21 protein-coding genes are annotated in these 20,533 nt (G+C 58.0%); 4 read left to right on the forward strand and 17 right to left on the reverse strand.

Annotation, left to right across the window (positions count from 1 at the left end; all coding sequences use genetic code 11):
* Window positions 1–81 precede the first annotated feature (81 nt).
* Window positions 82–627: an adenine phosphoribosyltransferase gene (locus tag MRBLMR1_RS04405; RefSeq protein ID WP_148147489.1), complete on the forward strand. Its 546-nt coding sequence runs from the start codon at window positions 82–84 to the stop codon at window positions 625–627.
* 37 nt (window positions 628–664) lie between these two features.
* On the opposite strand, the gene MRBLMR1_RS04410 is transcribed toward MRBLMR1_RS04405, so the two are convergent.
* A complete protein-coding gene (locus MRBLMR1_RS04410) occupies window positions 665–1,078 on the reverse strand; it encodes an NUDIX hydrolase (RefSeq protein ID WP_148147490.1) in 414 nt (137 codons plus the stop codon).
* Complete coding sequence (locus MRBLMR1_RS04415; protein ID WP_148147491.1) at window positions 1,075–1,896, reverse strand: arginase family protein; 822 nt, start codon at window positions 1,894–1,896, stop codon at window positions 1,075–1,077. The genes MRBLMR1_RS04410 and MRBLMR1_RS04415 overlap by 4 nt, the downstream gene beginning before the upstream one ends.
* 206 nt (window positions 1,897–2,102) lie before the next feature.
* Here MRBLMR1_RS04415 and MRBLMR1_RS04420 point away from each other — a divergent pair, with 206 nt between their 5' ends.
* Entirely contained in the window at window positions 2,103–2,714 is a 612-nt protein-coding gene (locus MRBLMR1_RS04420; protein ID WP_148147492.1) for a LysE family translocator, read from the forward strand.
* On the opposite strand, the gene MRBLMR1_RS04425 is transcribed toward MRBLMR1_RS04420, so the two are convergent.
* The 3 genes from MRBLMR1_RS04425 to ychF form a co-directional block, all read right to left on the reverse strand.
* On the reverse strand, window positions 2,711–3,178 hold the full coding sequence (locus MRBLMR1_RS04425) for a MaoC family dehydratase (RefSeq protein WP_148147493.1): 468 nt from the start codon (window positions 3,176–3,178) through the stop codon (window positions 2,711–2,713). The genes MRBLMR1_RS04420 and MRBLMR1_RS04425 overlap by 4 nt on opposite strands.
* Complete coding sequence (locus MRBLMR1_RS04430) at window positions 3,175–3,648, reverse strand: MaoC family dehydratase (protein ID WP_148147494.1); 474 nt, start codon at window positions 3,646–3,648, stop codon at window positions 3,175–3,177. The genes MRBLMR1_RS04425 and MRBLMR1_RS04430 overlap by 4 nt, the downstream gene beginning before the upstream one ends.
* Window positions 3,649–3,718: 70 nt before the next feature.
* Window positions 3,719–4,822 carry a redox-regulated ATPase YchF gene (ychF, locus tag MRBLMR1_RS04435; RefSeq protein ID WP_148147495.1) on the reverse strand — a complete coding sequence of 368 codons (1,104 nt, stop codon included), beginning with the start codon at window positions 4,820–4,822 and terminating at the stop codon, window positions 3,719–3,721.
* Window positions 4,823–5,003: 181 nt separating this feature from the next.
* On the opposite strand from ychF, the gene clpS reads away from it, so the two are divergent.
* Window positions 5,004–5,312 carry an ATP-dependent Clp protease adapter ClpS gene (gene clpS, locus MRBLMR1_RS04440; protein WP_148147496.1) on the forward strand — a complete coding sequence of 103 codons (309 nt, stop codon included), beginning with the start codon at window positions 5,004–5,006 and terminating at the stop codon, window positions 5,310–5,312.
* Window positions 5,313–5,322: 10 nt separating this feature from the next.
* Here clpS and MRBLMR1_RS04445 read toward each other — a convergent pair whose 3' ends face one another.
* The 5 genes from MRBLMR1_RS04445 to MRBLMR1_RS04465 all read right to left on the reverse strand — a co-directional run bounded on the left by MRBLMR1_RS04445 (window position 5,323) and on the right by MRBLMR1_RS04465 (window position 11,222).
* Window positions 5,323–6,231 carry an oxygenase MpaB family protein gene (locus MRBLMR1_RS04445; protein ID WP_500064036.1) on the reverse strand — a complete coding sequence of 303 codons (909 nt, stop codon included), beginning with the start codon at window positions 6,229–6,231 and terminating at the stop codon, window positions 5,323–5,325.
* 121 nt (window positions 6,232–6,352) lie between these two features.
* Window positions 6,353–7,081, reverse strand: coding sequence for an aminoacyl-tRNA hydrolase (pth, locus tag MRBLMR1_RS04450; RefSeq protein ID WP_148147498.1), 729 nt, complete (start codon window positions 7,079–7,081; stop codon window positions 6,353–6,355).
* 67 nt (window positions 7,082–7,148) lie between these two features.
* Entirely contained in the window at window positions 7,149–7,886 is a 738-nt protein-coding gene (locus MRBLMR1_RS04455) for a substrate-binding periplasmic protein (protein WP_148147499.1), read from the reverse strand.
* Between the two features lie 158 nt (window positions 7,887–8,044).
* A complete protein-coding gene (locus tag MRBLMR1_RS04460) occupies window positions 8,045–10,420 on the reverse strand; it encodes a putative bifunctional diguanylate cyclase/phosphodiesterase (protein ID WP_148147500.1) in 2,376 nt (791 codons plus the stop codon).
* A gap of 193 nt (window positions 10,421–10,613) precedes the next feature.
* Window positions 10,614–11,222, reverse strand: coding sequence for a 50S ribosomal protein L25/general stress protein Ctc (locus MRBLMR1_RS04465; protein ID WP_148147501.1), 609 nt, complete (start codon window positions 11,220–11,222; stop codon window positions 10,614–10,616).
* 356 nt (window positions 11,223–11,578) lie between these two features.
* Between MRBLMR1_RS04465 and MRBLMR1_RS04470 the strand changes: the two genes are divergently transcribed.
* Complete coding sequence (locus MRBLMR1_RS04470; RefSeq protein ID WP_500063738.1) at window positions 11,579–14,365, forward strand: bifunctional diguanylate cyclase/phosphodiesterase; 2,787 nt, start codon at window positions 11,579–11,581, stop codon at window positions 14,363–14,365.
* Between the two features lie 31 nt (window positions 14,366–14,396).
* On the opposite strand, the gene MRBLMR1_RS04475 is transcribed toward MRBLMR1_RS04470, so the two are convergent.
* The 7 genes from MRBLMR1_RS04475 to MRBLMR1_RS04505 all read right to left on the reverse strand — a co-directional run bounded on the left by MRBLMR1_RS04475 (window position 14,397) and on the right by MRBLMR1_RS04505 (window position 20,518).
* Window positions 14,397–14,654, reverse strand: a complete 258-nt coding sequence (locus MRBLMR1_RS04475; protein WP_148147502.1) for a hypothetical protein — start codon at window positions 14,652–14,654, stop codon at window positions 14,397–14,399.
* A 107-nt stretch (window positions 14,655–14,761) separates the two neighbouring features.
* On the reverse strand, window positions 14,762–15,280 hold the full coding sequence (locus tag MRBLMR1_RS04480) for a Kazal-type serine protease inhibitor family protein (RefSeq protein WP_148147503.1): 519 nt from the start codon (window positions 15,278–15,280) through the stop codon (window positions 14,762–14,764).
* 114 nt (window positions 15,281–15,394) lie between these two features.
* The gene (locus MRBLMR1_RS04485) at window positions 15,395–16,327 is read right to left on the reverse strand and encodes a ribose-phosphate pyrophosphokinase (protein ID WP_148147504.1); all 933 of its coding nucleotides are present in this window, start codon (window positions 16,325–16,327) and stop codon (window positions 15,395–15,397) included.
* A gap of 128 nt (window positions 16,328–16,455) precedes the next feature.
* The gene (locus MRBLMR1_RS04490) at window positions 16,456–17,241 is read right to left on the reverse strand and encodes a hypothetical protein (RefSeq protein ID WP_500063741.1); all 786 of its coding nucleotides are present in this window, start codon (window positions 17,239–17,241) and stop codon (window positions 16,456–16,458) included.
* An 80-nt stretch (window positions 17,242–17,321) separates the two neighbouring features.
* On the reverse strand, window positions 17,322–18,473 hold the full coding sequence (locus MRBLMR1_RS04495) for a M24 family metallopeptidase (RefSeq protein ID WP_148147506.1): 1,152 nt from the start codon (window positions 18,471–18,473) through the stop codon (window positions 17,322–17,324).
* A gap of 1 nt (window position 18,474) precedes the next feature.
* Window positions 18,475–19,272: a peptidoglycan editing factor PgeF gene (pgeF, locus tag MRBLMR1_RS04500; protein WP_148147507.1), complete on the reverse strand. Its 798-nt coding sequence runs from the start codon at window positions 19,270–19,272 to the stop codon at window positions 18,475–18,477.
* 133 nt (window positions 19,273–19,405) lie between these two features.
* On the reverse strand, window positions 19,406–20,518 hold the full coding sequence (locus MRBLMR1_RS04505) for a class I SAM-dependent methyltransferase (RefSeq protein ID WP_148147508.1): 1,113 nt from the start codon (window positions 20,516–20,518) through the stop codon (window positions 19,406–19,408).
* Between the last annotated feature and the right edge of the window lie 15 nt (window positions 20,519–20,533).

Genomic DNA, 20,533 nt, shown 5'->3' on the forward strand with positions numbered 1-20,533 from the left:
CAAGACGACGGAGCTTTTTTACGCAATTCCGGACGCAAAACCGGTTCCCACTTTTGCTGGAATTGCTTTAACAGGGTTATCATGACTGCCTCGACCAAAGACATTCTCGCCGCTGCGATCCGTTCCATTCCAGATTATCCCAAGCCCGGCATCATCTTTCGCGATATCACCACGTTGCTCGGTGATGCGGCGGCCTTCCGTCTGGCGGTGGATGAACTGGTCAAACCCTACGAAGGAATGGGCGTCGACAAGATCGCCGGCATGGAAGCGCGCGGCTTCATTTTGGGCGGCGCGATGGCACATCAGCTTTCGGCTGGTTTCGTGCCGATCCGCAAGAAGGGCAAGCTGCCCTATCGCACGGTCAGCATGGCCTATGCGCTGGAATACGGTACCGACGAGATGGAAATCCATGTCGATGCGGTAAAGCCGGGCGAAAAAGTGATCCTCTGCGACGACCTGATCGCGACCGGCGGTACTGCCGTCGGCGCCGTCAAGCTGCTGCGCCAGATCGGTGCGGAAGTCGTCTCCGCCTGCTTCGTCATCGACCTGCCGGATCTCGGTGGTCGCAAGAACCTCGAAGCGCTTGGCGTCGAGGTTCGCACATTGGCCGAGTTTTCCGGCCACTGACCTTTTGCAGGCCATGGCATGGTTCAAGCGCGTCGGGCTAACCCCCGGCGCGTTTTTGCAGATAAGCGGGCAGGATGTGGTGCTCGGTAAGCTCTGCCATGACGACGTCGCCCGGCTTCTCCGGATCTATCCAGCGCAGTTCCTCGATCTCGGCGGAACTGGCGATATGGGCATCTCCGCTCTCGATCAGAAAGACATCGGCGGACACGGTAAAACCCGCTTCATTGGCTGCGGGTGCCTCGAAATGGCCAAGCGGGTGCAGGTCGTCGAGGGATGCGTGCAGACCTATTTCCTCCACGAGTTCGCGCAGAAGAGCGGATGCCGGGGGTTCCTTCGGCTCGATCTTGCCTCCGGGCTGCATGAAGGCCGTGGTTCCCCGTTTGCGAACGAGAAGCGCTAAACCATCGGTGCGGATGATAACGGCGGCTGCGATGCGGATTGTCTGCGTCATGTGGTCGAGCTTTCGAACAATAACGGTGAAACGATATTCGCGATGAAATCCAGGACTTTCTCATCTTTCGACCATTCGCCAGATGCTTCGAATTCCGCGAGTTCGATGCCTAGGATCCGGTGTGTTGGAAGAGCGGAGAAAATTTCCCGGAGCGTATCGGGCAAGAGACCATCGGCAATCGCGTAGGCGGCCGGAATATGTCCGGGTTCAAGTACGTCCCAGTCGACATGGATCCATATCTCCCGATCGCCGATTTCGGAAAGTATCGCCTGCGGCGTCGTGGTTGATGGGGGAATAATGCGCAGCCCGGCCTGTTTCATCAGGTCGGATTCGGTGGGATCGATATCTCTTCCGCCGACAACGATGACATTTTTCGGATCGATACCGCTGCCGTGGCCGCTCTCCCACATGCCGCATGCTGCTGCCAGAACCATGCCGCCGAGATAACCGCTTTCCGTCGTGAAAGGCGTGTTGAAGTCTCCATGCGCATCGATCCAGAGGAAGACTGCTTCCGGATGCGCCCGTGCTGCGACCGGCAGAGAGGCAAGGCTCGCGGCGCAGGTGTTGGCGACCATGAGTGGGCGATTGCCGCGATCGATCGTTTGCGAGATCGCCTGCCGTAACTCCGCCAGCGTGACGTTGGCCTCGGCAAGTGCCAAAGACCAATGGTCATCGCGTGCCGGTGAAATCTGGCCGATCTCGAGTGGTGCAAGTCCGGTGAGGCTGGAAACCAGCTTTGCCGTCAATGCTGCTCCGGGAATGGCACCCGATGTCCGGTCGGCGATGCGTCCCTGCGAGACGATAAGTTCAAATGTCATGACAACCCAGGATGATGATGCGGGAAGGAGGTTTTGCGCGGCCTCTGCGGAGAAGAATAGTCCGTGATATTCTGTTGGATATAGCGATAGCCGTGCTTATGGCAAATTCAATTTTGACGCTGTTCCGGTTCTTCTGTTCCCCCAAATCCTTGGGGTTGTGAGAGAAGGCGGCGTTGATAGTCTTTCATTTTCCGAGGGAGAATCAGATGGACGTCACTGCGCTTGCCGGCTTTGCTGCCGCATTTCTCTTCTTCGCGGCCAGTCCCGGTCCGGATAACGTGACGATCGTTGCCCGTACCGTCGCACAGGGCGCCTTGTCGGGGATAGCCTATGGGGCAGGGACGTGCACCGGCATTCTCATGTTTCTGGCGCTGGCGGTTTTCGGCCTGTCGGTCGTCGCCAGCGAGATGGGTGTCGTTATGACTGTCCTGCGCTATGGCGGCGCGATCTATCTCGTGTGGACGGGGATCAGGCTCTGGATGGCTGAACCGGTGGTGCCGGCGCTTACGCCACAGGCGAATGGAAGCCTGTTCGGTGCCTATCTGACCGGCGTGGTTCTCAATCTTGGCAATCCCAAGATGCCGCTGTTCTATATCGCGCTGTTGCCGAATGTTGTCGGTACCGGGTTAGCCGTTGCTGATGGCGTGATGCTGGCCATGATCATTCTCGCCGTGGAAGTCGTCGTCGTGGGCGGGCATGTGGCGCTTGCCAGCCGCGCACGGCATGCGCTTCGCAATCCCCTTATCGTGCGGCGGGCCAATCGCGCTGCGGGGGCAGTGATGATCGGCGCAGGCGCTGCCGTGGTCGTTGCACGTTAATCGAATTCCAGAACGGTGCTCTCGAAGCGCAGAACGGTTTCGCCCTTCTGGTTGACGCCCTGATTGGCCGTCAGGTTGATCGACGTTCCTGGCCGCGACATCAGTGGGCGGCTTTCGATGAGCGTGACTGAATAGGTGATCGTATCGCCGGCATAAACGGGCTTCAGCCATTGCAGTTTCTTGAAACCGGGCGAGGGGCCGAGTTTTGGAGGTTCGATGCCTTCGGCTAGAAGCCGGGCATGTTCCTTGGCCCAGTAGGCGATAAACATCTTCATCCAGCCTGCGCAGGTATGCCATCCGGATGCGCACAGGCCGCCAAAGACAAAGTTCTTTGCTGCTTCCGGATCGGTATGAAAGGGCTGGGGATCGTATTTCTTTGCGAAGGCTATGATGTCTTCTGCGGTGAAGAGAAGCGAGCCGGTGACGACCGTCTGGCCGGGTAGGGAGACGTCGGCGAGTTTCATGCCCTGTCTCCGGCGGTTACTGTTTCGTCGGCAGGGCGGGCGCGGAACATGATCGGGTTTTCGCCGCGCATGACGATTTCGTCGTTCTGGTTGATGACCTCGTGGAGAAATTTGACGAGGCCGAGACCGGGGCGCGAGCGAAGCGGACGTGCCTCGATCACCGTCGAGCGGCCGGAGAGCGTATCTCCCGCAAGAACGGGCTTTTTCCATTCCATGAATTCGATGCCGGGAGAGCCTTCCGACGAAGACTTCGCCAGCCAGCCGTCATACATCATGCGCATGAAGAGGCTTGCCGTGTGCCAGCCCGATGCCGCCAGTCCGCCGAGAATGCTGGCCTTGCCGGCCTCTTCGTCAAGATGCATCGGCTGCGGATCGAATTCGCTGGCGAATTCGATGATTGCCGCCGCATCGAGCGTGCATGACGCAAGCGGCAGAACGCGGCCGGGGGTGAAATCCTCGAGGTAAAGCATGGTGCGCCTCGGCAATGGAGAATGAGGCTACGGTCGGGAAACTCCCGGCCGTAGCGCATGGTTTTCGATCTTAGGTGTTGAAGCGGAAGTGGATGACGTCGCCATCGTTGACGACATATTCCTTGCCTTCGTCGCGGCCCTTGCCTGCTTCCTTGGCGCCGACTTCGCCCTTATAGGCGATGTAATCGTCGTAGGAGATGGTGAAGGCGCGGATGAAGCCGCGTTCGAAATCGGTATGGATGACGCCAGCGGCCTGCGGTGCCTTGGTGCCGCGACGGATCGTCCAGGCACGGCATTCCTTCGGGCCGACGGTGAAATAGGTGATCAGGTCGAGCAGGTGGTAACCTGCGCGGATCAGGCGGTCGAGGCCGGCTTCTTCAAGGCCAAGTGCGCCGAGGAACTCCTTGGCTTCCTCATCTGGAAGCTGGGCGACTTCGGATTCGATCGCGGCCGAGATGATGACGCATTCGGCGCCCTGAGCCTTTGCCATTTCGGCGACGGCCTTGGTGTGCTCGTTGCCATCGACAGCATCGCCTTCGGCGACGTTGCAGACATAAAGGACCGGATGCGAGGTCAGGAGGTTGAGGCTCTTGAGGATCTCGATCTCTTCCGGTGCCAGCGTCTTCAGGAGAATACGGGCCGGCTTGCCTTCGTTCAGAAGCTTGATGACTTCTTCCATCACCGGCAACTGGGCGATCGATTCCTTGTCCTTGCCGGTGGCTCGCTTGCGGGTCTGTTCGACGCGGCGCTCCAGGCTTTCGAGGTCGGCGAGCATCAGCTCGGTCTCGATCGTGTCGGCGTCGCCAACCGGGTTGATCTTGCCCTCGACATGGGTGATGTCGTCATCTTCGAAGCAGCGCAGCACGTGGACGACGGCGTCGACTTCGCGGATATTGGCAAGGAACTTATTGCCCAGGCCTTCGCCCTTCGATGCACCGCGCACGAGGCCGGCGATGTCGACGAAGGAGATGCGGGTCGGGATGATTTCCTTCGAACCGGCGATCGTCGCAAGCTTCTGCATGCGCGCATCCGGAACAGCAACTTCACCGGTGTTCGGCTCGATCGTGCAGAACGGATAGTTCGCAGCCTGCGCGGCAGCCGTCTTTGTCAGTGCGTTGAAAAGAGTGGACTTGCCGACATTGGGCAGTCCGACGATACCGCATTTAAAGCCCATCGGGGATGAAACCTATCGTTTAACTGAGTTTGCAGTGGCTATGGGGGAAAGTGCCCTGCGGGTCAAGGCTTGCGATATTCTGCATCCGTCTCAGGAGACGCTATGGCTTGAAATCTTCCTGCTGCGGCGCAAGATAACTCATATGCCCGATTGAGGCTTTCCTCACATGGAGGTCAAGCTGATGGCCGAAGATACGGTTCTCGCCCCGAAAACGAAATCGAAACCAAAGCTGGAGCGGCCCAAGCTCTACAAAGTCATATTGCTGAACGACGACTACACGCCGCGTGGGTTTGTTACGATGGTACTTAAGGCCGTTTTCCGCATGAGCGAGGAGACGGGCTTGCGGGTGATGATGACCGCTCACCGGCTTGGTTCCTGTGTGGTCGTCGTCTGCGCAAAGGATATTGCCGAAACGAAGGCCAAGGAGGCGGTGGATCTCGCGAAGGAAGCGGGCTATCCGCTGATGTTCACCACCGAGCCGGAGGAGTAACTTCTCCCGGCTATTGTGTAATCGGCCGATAGAGGAAATCATCGGGCAGACCCAGCCTTCGGCAAGCCTGGATCGGTGGAGAGAATTTGAGCACCAGTCTATCGGCCGTGCGGGCGGCAATTTTCACGGTGGCGCGTTCGAGATGCGTCAATAACCATTTGCGGCCAAGCTCCAGCCGCTGCCTGATCCACTCCGGCAGGATTTCGATAGCCGCCTTGAGCAGGAGCAATTGTAGCGGGCGTGCCGGCCCTGGAAGGGCTGAGACCGTGCGCATGATGTAGAGAAATTCGCCGATGATGGGTGATGGTTCAAGCCGCGAGCCCTTGGAAGCGAAGAGCAGGTCGAGTTCCATCTGGGATGCAGGCGCGCCACGTGCGCCGTAAAGCTCTGCGGCTGGTCGTGCCTCGCGGAACAGGGAATCGCGTTCATCTGCGGACAATGGCCGCACAAATCGGTGATATGCCTGCATGAAGCCGAAGCCGGCGGTCGCCTGCACCCAATCCAGCAGCTCGCGATCGTTGGCGTTGTAAGCCTCACCATTGCTGGTGCGCCCATCCACCCTGCTGTGGCGCCGTACGACGCCGGCAATCATCGCTTCAGCCTGGCTGCGGGCGCCATAGACTGTGACCATGGCCGCCAGACCTGTTCGCTGGAGGCGTGTCAGTGCATCGTGTCGGAAAGTGCTGTGCTGCCAGACGCCGTCACGAACCTTGGGTTCTGCAAATTCCAGCAGGACGGCGGCAATTCCGCCGATGAACAAGGAGATCTGATTCTTGAAGATACGCCAGGAGACCGAGTCCGCAGCCGTCAGTGCCGCTTCCCCTTTCGGGTTAGAGAAGTCGATGGTCGGACCTGCACTGTTGATAAGCCGTGCGGTCGTGCGATCTATCCGGTCATGCAGCAGGCCGGGAAGAGGCAGGGGGCAGTGTGATGAAACATCGAGAACTCCTTTTCGCGGGAAAGCGGAAAAGGGACATTTGTTCCAGTTTATATGATTTATTGTCGTATTTTAGGGCCGTTTCAAGTGCGCGCGCTTCAACTCAATTTTCCTTGCCTCCGAACATCTTCTTCAGCATTTCGGCCATCGGGCCAGATGTCGGCAGGTTCGGCTTTCCGCCATTGCGAGCCTGACGGATGTGGGATTGGCCCGCAGATTTTGGGGGCTGCGGCTGTTTTGCCGCCGGTTTTTCCGGCTCCGGCTTGCCGCCTACGGCAAGCGTCAGCTTGTTCATCAACTGCGAGTCCTCGCCCTTGACCAGCATCCCGGCATTGTCGGCGATCGCGTCCATCAGCGGTTCCAGCCAGACCTTGTCGGACTTGGCGAAATCTCCCAGGACATGTCCGTGCACCAGTTCCTTGTTTCCGGGGTGATCGATGCCTATGCGCAGCCGGCGATAATCCTTGCCGCAATGGGCGTCGAGCGATTTGATGCCGTTGTGCCCGCCGTGGCCTCCGGCTGTCTTGAGCCGCGTTCTTCCCGGTGGCAGATCGAGTTCATCGTAGATCGCGACGATATTTGCCGGCGTCAGCTTGTAGAAGCGCATGGCCTCGCCAACGGCCTCGCCCGAGAGGTTCATGAAGGTCTGCGGCTTCATCAACAGAACCTTCTCGCCATCGATCTCGCCTTCCGAGATCACTGCCTTGAACTTCTTCGACCAAGGCGAAAAGCCCGCACGTCGCTGAATGGCGTCGACAGCCATGAAACCGACATTGTGGCGGTTGCCTGCGTATTGCGCTCCGGGATTGCCAAGGCCAGCAATGATCAACATTGAAACTCTCCGTCTTTCTGCGCTCTGTCACCACCGCGAAATGACGGCACTGTCAATGTCTATGTGTCTATTTTTCCCACAAGCGGAGGGGCTTCAGTCCGTAGCGCCGGAGAATTTCATCCTGGCCTTTTTCGCGGATGAGTGCATCCAGCCCATCCTGCATGCGGGTGATCATGTCATCGGGCATCTGCTTGTTGCAGGCCATGCCAAAGTGACTTTCCGAAAAGGGCAGAGCGATTTCCACCGGCTTTCCCTCGAGTTTTAGCCTTTCAAAGATGTTGTCCGACATCGGCATCATGTCAACGCGTCGCTCCAGGAGCTTGTTGAGCGTGATTTCGAAATCCGAGCTCAGATCGATCGAGGGAAAACCTCGTTCGCGCAACAGGGTCTCCGTGAAGTCCGCCCGGTGCGTGCCTATTGTGTAGCGCTTGGCTTCGTCGAGTGTGCTTGCCGTAACACTCGACCCCTTAAGGCGTACCAGTACATGCCGGCTGATGCTTAAGGGGGTTACCCATTTGAACCGGTCTTCCCGTTCTGGAATACGCGCGGCGGAAAAGGCGCAGTGCATGGGCAAGGTCTCGGCCAGGGTGATTGCTCTTGCCCAAGGCATTATCTCCATCGTGAACGGAATACCTGCCTTCCCCATCAGAGCGGCGACCTGTTCTACACTGGACCCGCTATATGTTCCGTCTGCGTTACGATAGATGAACGGAGGATATGATTCAGTCGTGAGCGTCACCGCAGTCTGGGCAAGGGCGGGTGCTGTCGCTCCGAGCATGCCGATCAGTGCAATCATCATCTTCATCGCGGGCCTCCGAAATGTTACTGGAAGCGTCGTGCCTCGAAGCTTGAGGCGCTCTGTCATATGCGCTCTGTACGCTTCATGTCTCAATATCACCGCTTGTTCCTACACATGCACAACTGCGCAGTTGGCATGCATATCTAATTGTGACATTTCCCCGTTCAGCTGGCGAGCGATGCCTTGCTGGGATGTCCAGAAAAATCTGCCAGCAAGTCATTGATTTCGCGAGGCCTAGAGAAGTGGTAGCCCTGTGCGTAGTCGACGCCGATCTGCATCAGCTGTTGCCGCTGCTGCGCAGTTTCGACGCCTTCCGCCACGACCTTACACTGCATCTGATGCGAAATGGTCGTAATACCTTCGATCAGCATCCTGCTTTTTCGCTCCAAATCGCTGTCACCACCAAGGAGCGACTGAACGAAGGATTGATCAATTTTGACGATATCGACAGGGAACCGGTTCAGATAGCTAAGAGATGAATAGCCGGTGCCGAAATCGTCCAAGGCGATGCGGCAACCGAGATCGTGCAGCTCGGAAAGAGTTCTGCGAATCTCCGGGTCGTCATGCATCAATACAGCCTCGGTGATTTCGATCACAAGGCGGGCCGGCAGGATGCCCCCTTCACCCAGCATTCTGGTCAGGCGCGCGGGAAGGCAGCGTTCGAATTGCAAGGGCGAAAAGTTCACGGCGACATATGTGTCGCCAAGGCCAGGAAGGCGAGAAACGCGATTGAGATTGGCGATTGCATCTTCAAGAATAAGATTGCCGATCGCGGCAATCGATCCGTTTTCTTCCGCAACGCTGACTAGCGGACCCGGGGGAAGCAAGCCCTTGCGAGGGTGGCGAAGACGCATGAGTGCTTCGAACCCGACCGGTATGCCAGTTGCCATGCCTACGATCGGCTGAAAATGCGCTTCGAACCAGTTGGCTGCAATTCCTACTTCGATGTCGCTTTCAATTTCGGCTTTTTCCCTGGTTCTTGTCAGGATAGCGGGATCGTAGACTCTGGCGCCGTTCTTGCCGTCACGTTTGCGGGCATACATGGCCAGATCGGATTTCTGCAGCAGTTCGGCGGCAGTCGCTGCGTGTTGCGGATAAAAGGCGACACCCACGCTGGCGCTCAGCCTTATGCCGGTTCCTTCGATACGAAACGGCGATTCGAACATGTCGATAATCTGCTGGCACAGATCAGCACTGCGGCTTTCGGCGTCCGGGCCGGCGATTACGATGGCGAATTCGTCGCCGCCAAGTCTGGAGACTGTATCCGTGTCGTGCAGCATGGGTTGCAACCTTACAACGAACTCCTGCAGAACGAGGTCGCCCGCAGCGTGCCCATGATTGTCGTTGATCGCCTTGAAGCGATCGAGGTCGACAAAGAGGCAGGCGAGCTGGGTCGCCATCCGGTCGGCTTCGACGATATGACGGTCCAGAGCGGCTTCGAAACCCTGCCTGTTCAGCAGTCCCGTCAAATGGTCGGTTATCGCCTGCTGATGGTTGCGGAATTCGGATTGCTTTAGTTCGGTGACGTCGGTCATGACACTCAACGAGCCGGCAAGATGGGTGGTGGTTGCGCCAAGATCAGCTTCGGCGATCAGGACATCAAGGATGCGGCCGTTCTTGCACAGGAAGCGTACGGTAATTTCTATCGTAACGCATTGGGCCGCTGTGTGCCTTCTGCGATTTTCAAAAGAAGCCCGGTCTGGGGCGAAAAGGAAATCCGAAAAATGCTGTCCGATAACTTCTTCTCGCTGGTAGCCTGTGGCCAATAGCCAGTAGTCGCTCACGGCAGCCACTGTGTCGCCCGCGGTCAATGAGAACAGCATTGCCGGCGTGAGGTTGTAAATTTCGATCGTCTGCTGATGGGCTCGTTTCAGTTCCTTTTCCTCGCGCTCCAGAAGGAACTGCATCTCGTTGAAACTCTTTGCCAATCTCCCCATCTCATCGGCGGAGCGCCAGTCTACGTGGTGTCGCGATCCAAGTCTGCGAGTGGCTTCGATTGCGGCTGTCAGACGTGTCAAAGGGCGAACGACCATGATCCTGTTGCCGAAAACGGCAGCGCCGAACACAGTCAGGATAGCGATGATGAAAATGGATATGAACGCAAACTCGATCTGATGCAGGCCCGAGAACCAATTGGCAACCGGGACGTAGATCGTCAAAGTGCCGACTTCACGAGGTCCCTGCAGGGATCGATAGATCACCGTCTGGCTGCGCGCTTCGAGAGTATTGAGTTCTGGCGCTCCGGCAACGGCTTCGAAGACGTTGAGCTTGCCCGTGGTGTCATTGATCTGAACGGCGTGGACCATCTGATCAAGCAGCATCATTTGCGCGACCTGGCTGATGCTGTCCAGATCCAGGTCCCATAGCGGTTTTCCGAGTGCCTGGGTGTTGCTGTTCATCACGACATCAACATGCTCACCGATGCTCTGGGAAGCCTGTTGGGACGAAAGGGCGAGGAAAAGCGTAAAAAGCGGAGCCACGACGACGAGAAGCGCGCCAGATATTATGGCAATGAAACGACTCTCAACAGAATGAGTCATTTGTTTTCCCCGGCCCAATATTGCTCTTTTTAAAATACCACCCCGTATTTCCCCACTATCCTTCCACCCAAATGTTTAAACTTCCCTGACACGTTCTCCCAAATATTTGCCGAAATGCATGAGTTGCGTGCCGTGACGAAAACAAAAAAGCCCGCCGAAGGGCGGGCTTTCTGTCTCAATCGAAGAATATCTATTATTCTTCGGAAGGAGCAGCAACTTCTTCTTCAGCAACACCAGCAGCCGGAGCTACGAGCGTGGCGATGGTGAAGTCGCGGTCGGTGATGACCGGGCGCACGCCCTTCGGCAGCTTGACGGCCGAGATGTGCATGCTGTCGCCGATCTTGGCACCGTCGAGGTCGACGGTGATGAATTCCGGGATGGCGTTGGCCGGGCAGTGGAACTCAACCGTGTGACGGACGATGTTCAGGACGCCGCCCTGCTTGATCGCGGACTTGTCTTCGTTGACGAAGTGAACCGGAACGTCGACGGTAACTTCGGTGTTGCCGGAGACGCGCAGGAAGTCGACGTGCATGGTGAAGTCACGCACCGGATCCAGCTGGTAGTCCTTCGGCAGGACGGTGTACTTCTTGCCATCGAGATCGATGGTTGCAATCGTCGTCATGAAGCCGCCGGCGTGAATACGCTTGGTGACCTCATTGGTGTTGAGGGCGATTGAAATCGGGGCCTGCTTGTCACCGTAGATGACAGCGGGAATAAAACCGTTGCGGCGAAGTTCGCGGGAGGACCCCTTACCTACCCGTTCGCGCGCCTCGGCCTTGAGCTCGTAAGATTCCTGGCTCATGGCATTTCCTTTCGAGGTTATTTGGAGAGTTCAGTCGATCAAAAATGGTCATTCTGAACCGGAAGGCGTAAAACGCACTTCATCCGCATTGCCTCCAAGGGTGTCTACGCGGACGCGCCCCTATAGTACAATGCCCCCTGTGACGCAAGGGTTTCGTGAATATGACAACGTGCTGTATTCCTGCGGTCGCACAGCTACCTGTTGCGGGATATTTGCTCGCTGCTCATCCTAGGTAGGCACCTCTTGCAAGATTGTTAAGTAAATTTCTTCTGGTTCAGCCGAAAACTGCAAATTGAGCCAGTAAGTATCGCATTTGTTAAATATGCGACGTCGAAAAGCATCATCGATCTCAAGGAATGAAATTGATGTATGGCGTCGTCACTTGCCTGGTGCAGGAACACAATCTGAAGCTCGTGCTTGTGGCCGGCATGCTTTGCTTTCTGGCAAACCTTGCAACGGTGTCATTCATCGGTCGGGCACGGGAAACAAATCGTGCTGCGCGTATAACCTGGGCCGCGGTTGCTGCAGGAGCCGGAGGATTCGGCATATGGGCAACGCACTTTGTCGCAATGCTCGCGTATGATCCGGGGCATACTTTCCGCTTCGACTTTGCGCTGACGCTGGTTTCACTGGGGCTGGCTTTCATGGCCACCTTTGCCGCGGCCGCCATCATTCTCATCATTCCGACGCGTTCCGCGGCTGCAGGGGCGGGTGTTGTGTTCGGTGCGGGAATTTCCTGCATGCACTTCACCGGTATGTCTGCCATCGAGTTTGCCGGCGCGATTGTCTGGGATCGTTCACTGGTGGTTGCCGCGATTGCTGTGGCCATACTTATGGCGCCGATAGGCTTTGTCATTGCGCTATCGAGAGGCGCAAAGGTCGTCGTCCTGGCTGCGGGCATTTTGTCGCTGGCGATTGTATGCATGCACTTTATCGCCATGGGAGCGGCAACTTTCGTTCCTGATCTGTCCATGGCAATCGAAGTTGGCTCGATGTCAAAGCCGCTGATGTTATCGACGATCGTCGTCGTGTCCTTGTCGCTCATCGGGTCGGGGGCGACAGCCGCGATCGTTTCGAGCCGCGCCGCGCGATCGTCCAAGGCCAGCGAGAGGAACTTCCAGCTGCTCGTTCGTGGCGTGACCGATTATGCGATTTACATGCTGGATCCGGCAGGCATCGTGACGAACTGGAATGCCGGTGCCGAGCGTGCAAAGGGATACGCCGCAAAGGAAATTATTGGCCAGAGTTTCGCGCGTTTCTATTCGCGTGATGATCAGGCTGCGGGGATGCCCCAACTGGCCTTGTCAACGGCGCGCGAGAGCGGTCGTTTCGAAGCAGAAGGAAAGCGATACAGAAAAGACGGTACGTGGTTCTGGGCGCATATCGTAATCCAGCCGGTCCGTGATGAGGACGGCGTGCTGATCGGTTACGCCAAGATTACGCGCGATATAACCCGACAGAAGCAAGACAGTGACCGCATCGCTCAGGTCACACAAAATCTGGATCTTGCGCTGGAAAACATGAGCCAGGGCATCTGCCTTTTCGACCGACACGAAAGGCTGATACTTTGCAATGGACGTTATCGCGAGATGTTCAAGTTTCCGAAAGGCTTCGTTACGCCTGGGATCAGTTACTGGGACATCGTGCGCAAGGGTTATGAGATGTCCTACTTCGACCCGCAAGATGCTCTGACGCGTGCGCAAAAACACTACAATCGCTATATGTCTGCAGTGAGATCAGGGCAGCGTGGCATCGTGCACCGCACGGCCGGTGGACAGACATTTCGCATTGGACTGAACGTGCTCACCGACGGGGGCTGGGTTTCGACCTTCGAGGATATCAGTGAACAGGTTCGCTCCGAGGAGCAGATCGCCTTCATGGCTCGTCACGACAGCCTGACGCAACTTCCCAACAGAGCCGCTTTCATGAGCCATCTGGAAAGCGAGGTTCTGCATGCGGAGAGTTCCGGCCATCGGCTGGCGGTGATCGGTATCGATCTGAACAGGTTCAAGCAGATCAACGACCAGTTGGGACATGGCGTTGGCGATGCCGTGCTTAAGGAAATTTCCCGCCGCATGCTCAGGGTCATCGGGGCCAATCAGATCTTTGCTCGTTTCGGCGGCGACGAATTCGTGGCGGCCATGCGATATGACGAGATCGGCGAAGTCAGTGTGTTGCTGGATCGCATGATGAGCGAATTCAACCGCCCCATGGATGTCGAGGGACATCGCCTGAGCACCGGTGCGAGCATGGGCGTTGCACTCTATCCGAATGACGGACAGTTGCCGGAGGCGCTCATTGCCAACGCCGATCTTGCGATGTATCGCGCCAAAGGATCGCTATCCGGCCAAGTCTGCTTCTACGACGTGGAAATGGATGAGGCCGCCCGTGACCGCACCAAGATGGCGAAGGAGCTTTGGGTCGCCATCGAGGAGAAGCAGCTTTACCTGAATTATCAGGTCCAGAAGTCTGTTTCCACGGGAGAGATCACCGGTTACGAGGTGCTGCTGCGCTGGCGTCATCCGGAGCGAGGCCTCGTTTCTCCTGCAGATTTCATACCTGTTGCGGAGGAATGCGGCGCCATCCTGCCCATCGGTGAATGGGTGCTTCGCGAGGCTTGCCGTGAGGCGGCCGGCTGGCCCGTCGCACACAAGATTGCAGTCAATCTTTCGCCTGTGCAGATCGCACACACGGACATGCCGGCGCTCGTCCATCGGGTTCTGATCGAGACGGGATTGAAACCGGGCCGCCTGGAACTGGAGATTACCGAAAGTTCGATTTTCAGCGACAAGCAGCGGGCGCTGCATGCGCTGCGGGCAATCAAGGCGCTCGGTGTCTCCATCGCCATCGATGATTTCGGCACCGGCTATTCGTCATTGGAGACGCTTCAGTCCTTCCCGTTCGACAAGATCAAGCTCGACCGCAGCTTTCTGGCCGATGTCGAGAGGAGCGAGGAAGCGAAAGCAATGGTCAGGGCCATTCTGGCTCTGGGACAGGGATTGCGCATTCCGGTTCTTGCCGAAGGCGTTGAGACGTCGGTCCAGCTGGATATCCTCAGGCAGGAAGGTTGCCATGAGGCGCAGGGCTATCTTCTTGGGCGACCCATGCCGATCGACAAGCAAAACCTCACCGAGGCGGCCTGACCGTCTCGGGTGACGGACTGAGGCTGCAGCATCAGCGGCGCGCTTCGCCGCCCGGTGCGTAGACCGACTTCTGCTCGAAGCGGAACTTGAAGCCGCAATCGCTGCAGCGGATCATGTGCTTGCGCGGGTCGGTGGAGGCAAATTCGGTGCGAAAACCCTTAGGGAGTTCATCGATACGGAAATCCCGGTTGGCGGCGCGCTTGTCATCGATTTCGGAAACTTCGGCAAAACCGGTATTGCCGCACTGGGAACATTCGAGCTTTCGGGAATAGCGGTCGCGGGCGGCCATGCAGGACTCCTTGGATATACCGGACCTACATAGTCAACGTGTTTGCCGAATGCAAAACGCCGGGACGATTGCCCCGGCGTTTTGCTGTTGTCTTCCAGCGATTTTTATCAGCGGCGGCATTCGCCGGATGAAATGATCCCGAAGCCGGCGTTGTTTGCCTCGCAGGCATTGGGGAAAGTCTGGGTGCGGCCGCCGCGCTGGCCGCAGACGGGTCGGTATTCGCGGGTGCAGATGCCGCCGGGCTGAGGGCGGCCTGGATTGCCCGGCCTGTCCCAATCGGGACGGTCGGGTCTGCCGGGGCGATCCCAATCAGGCCTGTCAGGCCGGCCGGGGCGATCCCAGTCCGGACGATCCGGTCTGCCGGGGGCTCTGCATTCGCCGGAACCGACGACACGGAAGCCGCGCGCATTTGCCTGGCAGGAATTGCCGAAGGTTTCCAGTCGTCCGCCTCTTTCGCCGCAAACCGGGCGATAGTCCATGGTGCACATCTGCGGGCCGCGGTCGGGGCGGGGAGGTGGGTAATATCCTCCCGGGCCGGAGGGCGGGCCACCTTCGACGCAGGCCGAAAGAAGCGGTAGCAGTATAAGAAGCGGCAGCTTTGCCATATGGGTCGATATGAATGACATTCATGATTCCTCCCCGTTGAATTGAAATCAATCTAAAACATCGGGCCGAAAATCGATATCGACTTTCGGCCCGAGTGAAATATTCGGATATTTACGTGTGACTGCTGGAAGCAATCAATCGAACAGGCTGGAAACGGAGGATTCCATTGCCGTGCGGTTAATCGCTTCGCCGAGAAGCTGCGCCGTCGAGATGACGCGGATGTTCGGGGCGGATTGAACTGCCGTCGTCGGCTGAATCGAGTCGGTGATGACCAATTCCTTCAGCTTCGACGAGGAAATACGGGTGACTGCGCCGCCGGACAGAACGCCATGGGTGATATAGGCGGTGACGCTGGTGGCGCCGTTCTTCAGCAGGGCTTCAGCCGCATTGCAAAGCGTACCGCCGGAATCGACGATATCGTCGATCAGCAGACAGTCCTTGCCGGTCACGTCACCGATGACGTTCATGACTTCCGATTCACCGGCACGTTCACGACGCTTGTCGACGATTGCGAGCTGGCAATCGAGACGCTTGGCGAGCGAACGGGCACGCACCACGCCGCCGACATCGGGCGATACGACCATGACGTTGTTCAGGTCGTAATTTTCCTTCACGTCGCGCGCCAGGATCGGCACGGCGTAGAGGTTGTCCGTCGGAATATCAAAGAAACCTTGGATCTGGCCTGCATGCAGGTCGAGGGTCAGAACGCGGTCGGCGCCTGCCTCGGTGATCAGGTTGGCGACGAGCTTGGCCGAGATCGGTGTGCGCGGACCTGCCTTGCGATCCTGTCTTGCATAACCGAAATAGGGAAGCACCGCCGTGATGCGCCGTGCGGACGCTCGCCGGAACGCATCGATCATGATGAGCAATTCCATCAGGTGATCGTTGGTCGGGAACGACGTGGACTGGATGACGAAGACATCCTCGCCGCGCACGTTTTCCTGAATTTCTACGAAGATTTCCTGGTCTGCAAAACGCCTTACACTGGCTTTTCCGACTGGGACATTGAGATAGCTGCAGATCGCGTCGGCCAGATGCCGGTTCGAATTGCCTGCGAAAACCTTCATTTCGGTCCGCCTGTATTGAAGCTGGATGGGGGCCTTTTACCGCCGCTGCCCTTGAATGCAAGAGCGTTTTCCAAATGCGCACGCAATTTTATGAATGAACTGTGACTTGAGGCCCTAAAAAGCCCTTTTCACAGCCGTGATGCCGTTTGCCGCCAGTCGAGATAACCCGATATGGTCTTGTCCGCAATCGACTGCATGACGGATGCCGGTATTGCCGCCCAGGGATCCGGTCCTCGTGCGGAAAGTGTTTCCTGCCCCTGCATCCGGTGTAGCCGCGCGCCGCCATTGTCGAGAACGTCCCAGACATAGACGACCGTCACCTTGCCATCATCGGAGAGGGCGGAGAAATAGCCCTTCAGGATGTGTTCGGTGTTGGTATCTGAAAAAGATCTAATGCGTACACCGCTTGTGCGAGCGGCGACTGCAAGCTGGCGCGAGAGAGGTGTGACGGCTTCGACCGGAGCGCCGATGATTGGAAGGAAACGGATCGTTCCAGCGCTTTCAGCCGATGTCGATGGCAATTCCGCCTGATGTGCCGGGGAGGCGATCGGTGGGCTGCCGGAGGAAGGCGTCTCTATCTGGCCGTTGGCGACTTGGCCTTGCCATTCCGGCGGTGGGCCTGATGAGGAAGGCGAAATGGCCTCGCCGTCGTCCAGAGCTCGGGCCTGGCTATCCAAGGTATTGCCCTGTCTATGGGCATAGATATTCGAGGCAGGTGGAGCGGATTGAATCGGCGAGGCGTTATAGGTTCCGACCATTCGATCGGTATCGGCCTGGGTGACCGGGCTGGAGGTTCTCTCCGTTCCGCCACCGATATCGACCTGCGGCGTCAGGGCATCGGTCGTATTGCAGGCTGAAAGCGCGAGCGAGAAGGCAAGAGTTGCAGCGATATGCCATGATCCCGATCGCTGCACCCATTTACCTCTCTAATCCCCGCCTGCTTACGAGCTTAGAGGTGGGGTTTCGGATGTGTCAATTGCGGGAAATGGTGCAGTCAGCAGACGATCAGGTCGAGGCCTCTTCGTGATAGCGGTTCCGGCGCACCTTCGGTCGTCAGATAGGTGTGACCGAGCGTCATTGCCGTGCCGCTGTCGGAATCCATGATGATCATGTGGACAAAGAGTGTCATGTCGGGAAGTATTTCCTGCTGGTTGCCGACATGGAACATCTGCTGCTCCATCCAAGACGGCGAGAAGCGGGCACCGAGCGAGTAACCGCAGGCGTTCAGCCGGTGGCGGGAAAGGCCGCGTTCATCAAGGATGCGGGCATGGGTGTCGAAGACATCGCCGAAGGTGTGGCCGGGGCGAAGCACTTCCTCGATCGCCTGGATGGTTTCCAGGCAGGCCTTGTAGAGCTCGCGGTGGCGGAGCGACGGCTCGCCGATCACGACCGTACGCATCATGGCTGCATGATAATGCGCGGAGGCACCGGCCCATTCGAGCGTCAGCTGGTCATTGGCTTCGAGCTTGCGCCGGCCGGCCTTGTACCTGCACAGAAGCGCATCCTCGCCGGAGCCGATGATGAATTCGTTGGCCGGATAATCGCCGCCACCGGAAAATACCGCGCCCTGCATTGCGGCCAGAATGTCTGCCTCATCTCCGCCGGCCTTGATCAAGGGAAGGGCCGCATCCAACGCATCGTCTGCCAGTTCGGCTGCATGCCTTGCATAGGCGATTTCGGCCGGGCTTTTGATCAGGCGCAGGCCGCCGACGAGATAGGAGGCGTCGATCAATTGACCGAACGTGGAAAGCTGGTTGTCTATGAGGCGGGCGACGCGGCCGGTCATGCCATGCGTATCGTATTCAATGCCGATTTTTGCTCCGAGCAGATCCATGTCGCTCAGGAGGTTCTTTAGGTCGAGCGTAGGGTCGGCATTCACCCGATCGACCCAGATGGAAATATTCTCGATGATCGAAGTCTGGCGTGCCTGACGCAGATCTGCCGACCGTGTCAGCAGCGTCATGGACCCGTCCGCCTTGACGATCAGCGTTTGGAAAAAGCAATAGCCGAACGTGTCATAGCCGGTGAGCCAGTACATGCTTTCCTGAGCGAAGAGCAGCACTGCATCGAGCTTCTGCTCCTGCATCTCGGCGAGAAGCCGGTTCAGGCGGGCGGAATATTCGTCGCGTTCGAAGTGCAAGGCCATATCAATCCTCCCGGATCGTGATCGCTGAAATCTGGCGGCCGTAGTCCGGCTCTTTTGCGTGAGTAGTGCGTCGATAGGAAAAGAAACGCTCGGCGTCCGGATAGGTGTCCAGGTTCAGGTTTTCTGCCTTTACGCCGGCATCGGTGAGACGCTTGATGGTCATTGACGGAAGGTCGAACATCGCATGGTGCTGCTTCACCGAGGGGGAAAAGAAGATTTCGTAGGAAGGGTTGGCAGATTTGAAATTGGAAACGAACTCTGGTCCCACCTCGTAGCTCTTTGGTCCGATCGATGGGCCGAGAACAGCGGTAATGCGGCCGCGATCCGCGCCGAGCGAGACCATGGCTTCGATGGTGTTTTCGAGCACGCCGTGGAGCGCACCTTTCCATCCCGCATGGGCGGCACCGATCACGCCGGCTTCAGCATCTGCAAACAGGATCGGGCCGCAGTCGGCCGACAATACGCCAAGCACGATGCCCGGAAGATTGGTCACCATCGCATCGGCCTTGGGCCTTTCGCTCGCTGCCGATTGCTCGTCGACGATCACGACATCGGGAGAGTGGACCTGATGAACAGTCGCCAGCCGCTCCAGCGGCAGGTCGAACCATGCTGCAACACGGGCACGATTCTCAATGACCCTGTCGCGGTCGTCATCGGAGCCTATCCCGACATTCAGGCCTGCATAGATGCCTTCGGAAACGCCGCCCTTGCGGGTGAAAAAGCCGTGCCGGATGCGTGAGCCTGCCCGTTCGCGTAGCAATTCGCTTTCGATCGGCAGCGGCAGGTCGTTATTCGGCATAAGCGTCCATCCTGTTGATTTTACGAGATAATGCACGCGAATGCGGCTGTTTGCGCCGGCGAGAGTGGCGCAGAAGACGCCAATCTGTCAATGCGGTTCGGCTAAAGCGCGTTTGCGCGACAGGCCTTGATGATCAGTCAACCGGGCGGAACGGCATGAGTTTCAGGGCCGGGCTCGAAACGGCGATGACCTTGAAGAGTTCGCCCATCTTTCCCGCACCTTCTCCCGCCAGGCGATCGACCGCGGCGCCGATGAGGCGTTGCTCGGGGGGATCCTTATCTCGGGCAAGAGCCGTTGCGCGTTCGGCAAGGCCGAGGCCGTAGAGAAATTCGCCCTGACGCAGACCCCCATTAAGATGAACGCCGCTTGCGAGAGCCACCTTGGCAAGGTCTTCGAAATCAACATGGCTGGTGAGATCCGCTTCGCCGGGATGGGCGAATGGCGGGTCGAACTCGTGGTTCATCACGGCCTGCAGTGTATCGCCGAAGCCGGTGACCATGTGGCCGTAATCGATAATCAAGGCGGTGCCGCCGTGTTGCCCAAGGCGCTCGCAGAGGGTCTGCATGACTGCCTGGCGGGCAGGGGCGACTTCAAAGATCGTTCCGTCCGGAACCGCGCCGGTATGAGACGGAAGGAGTACCGGATCGACAGTCGCGACACCGGCGGCGAATGCGAGCTCATCATTGATATCCAGGCCGATCAGCCGCTCGCGGAAACCGGTCGGCGTCTTGATGAACTGGCGGATCGGGATAGCGTCGAACAGCTCGTTTGCGGCGATCAGGCAAAAACCTTCCGGGACATCCTCGAAACTGTCGTGCCAGTTGATCATCGTTGAATAGGCTTCGAGCGTCACTCGCTGGACGCCACGTAGGCGCTCGCTGGTTTCCACCAGATGTACAGTCATCCGCTCGAACAGGGCGGGCGAGATCCGTTTGATGACGCGCAGCATGTCGGCCATCATCGTGCCGCGGCCGGGGCCGATCTCGACGAGGTGGACATTTTCAGGCGTGCCGTGCTGCTGCCAGGCATGGACCATGAAGATGCCGACCATCTCGCCGAACAGTTGGCTGATTTCCGGCGCGGTGATGAAATCGCCGTGACGGCCGAAGGGTTCGCGCGTGCGGTAATAACCGTATTCAGGATCGGCGAGGCAAAGCGCGAAATAATCCGTAACGGTGATGGGACCGTTTGTCCGGATCAGATTCTTGATCTTTTCGGCCAGGGGAGTGGTGTTGGGAGTGCTCATGGCAGACTCGATCCC

It is taken from the genome of Neorhizobium sp. LMR1-1-1.1, assembly GCF_040675795.1.
GTDB classification, from domain to species: Bacteria; Pseudomonadota; Alphaproteobacteria; order Rhizobiales; family Rhizobiaceae; genus Neorhizobium; species Neorhizobium cellulosilyticum.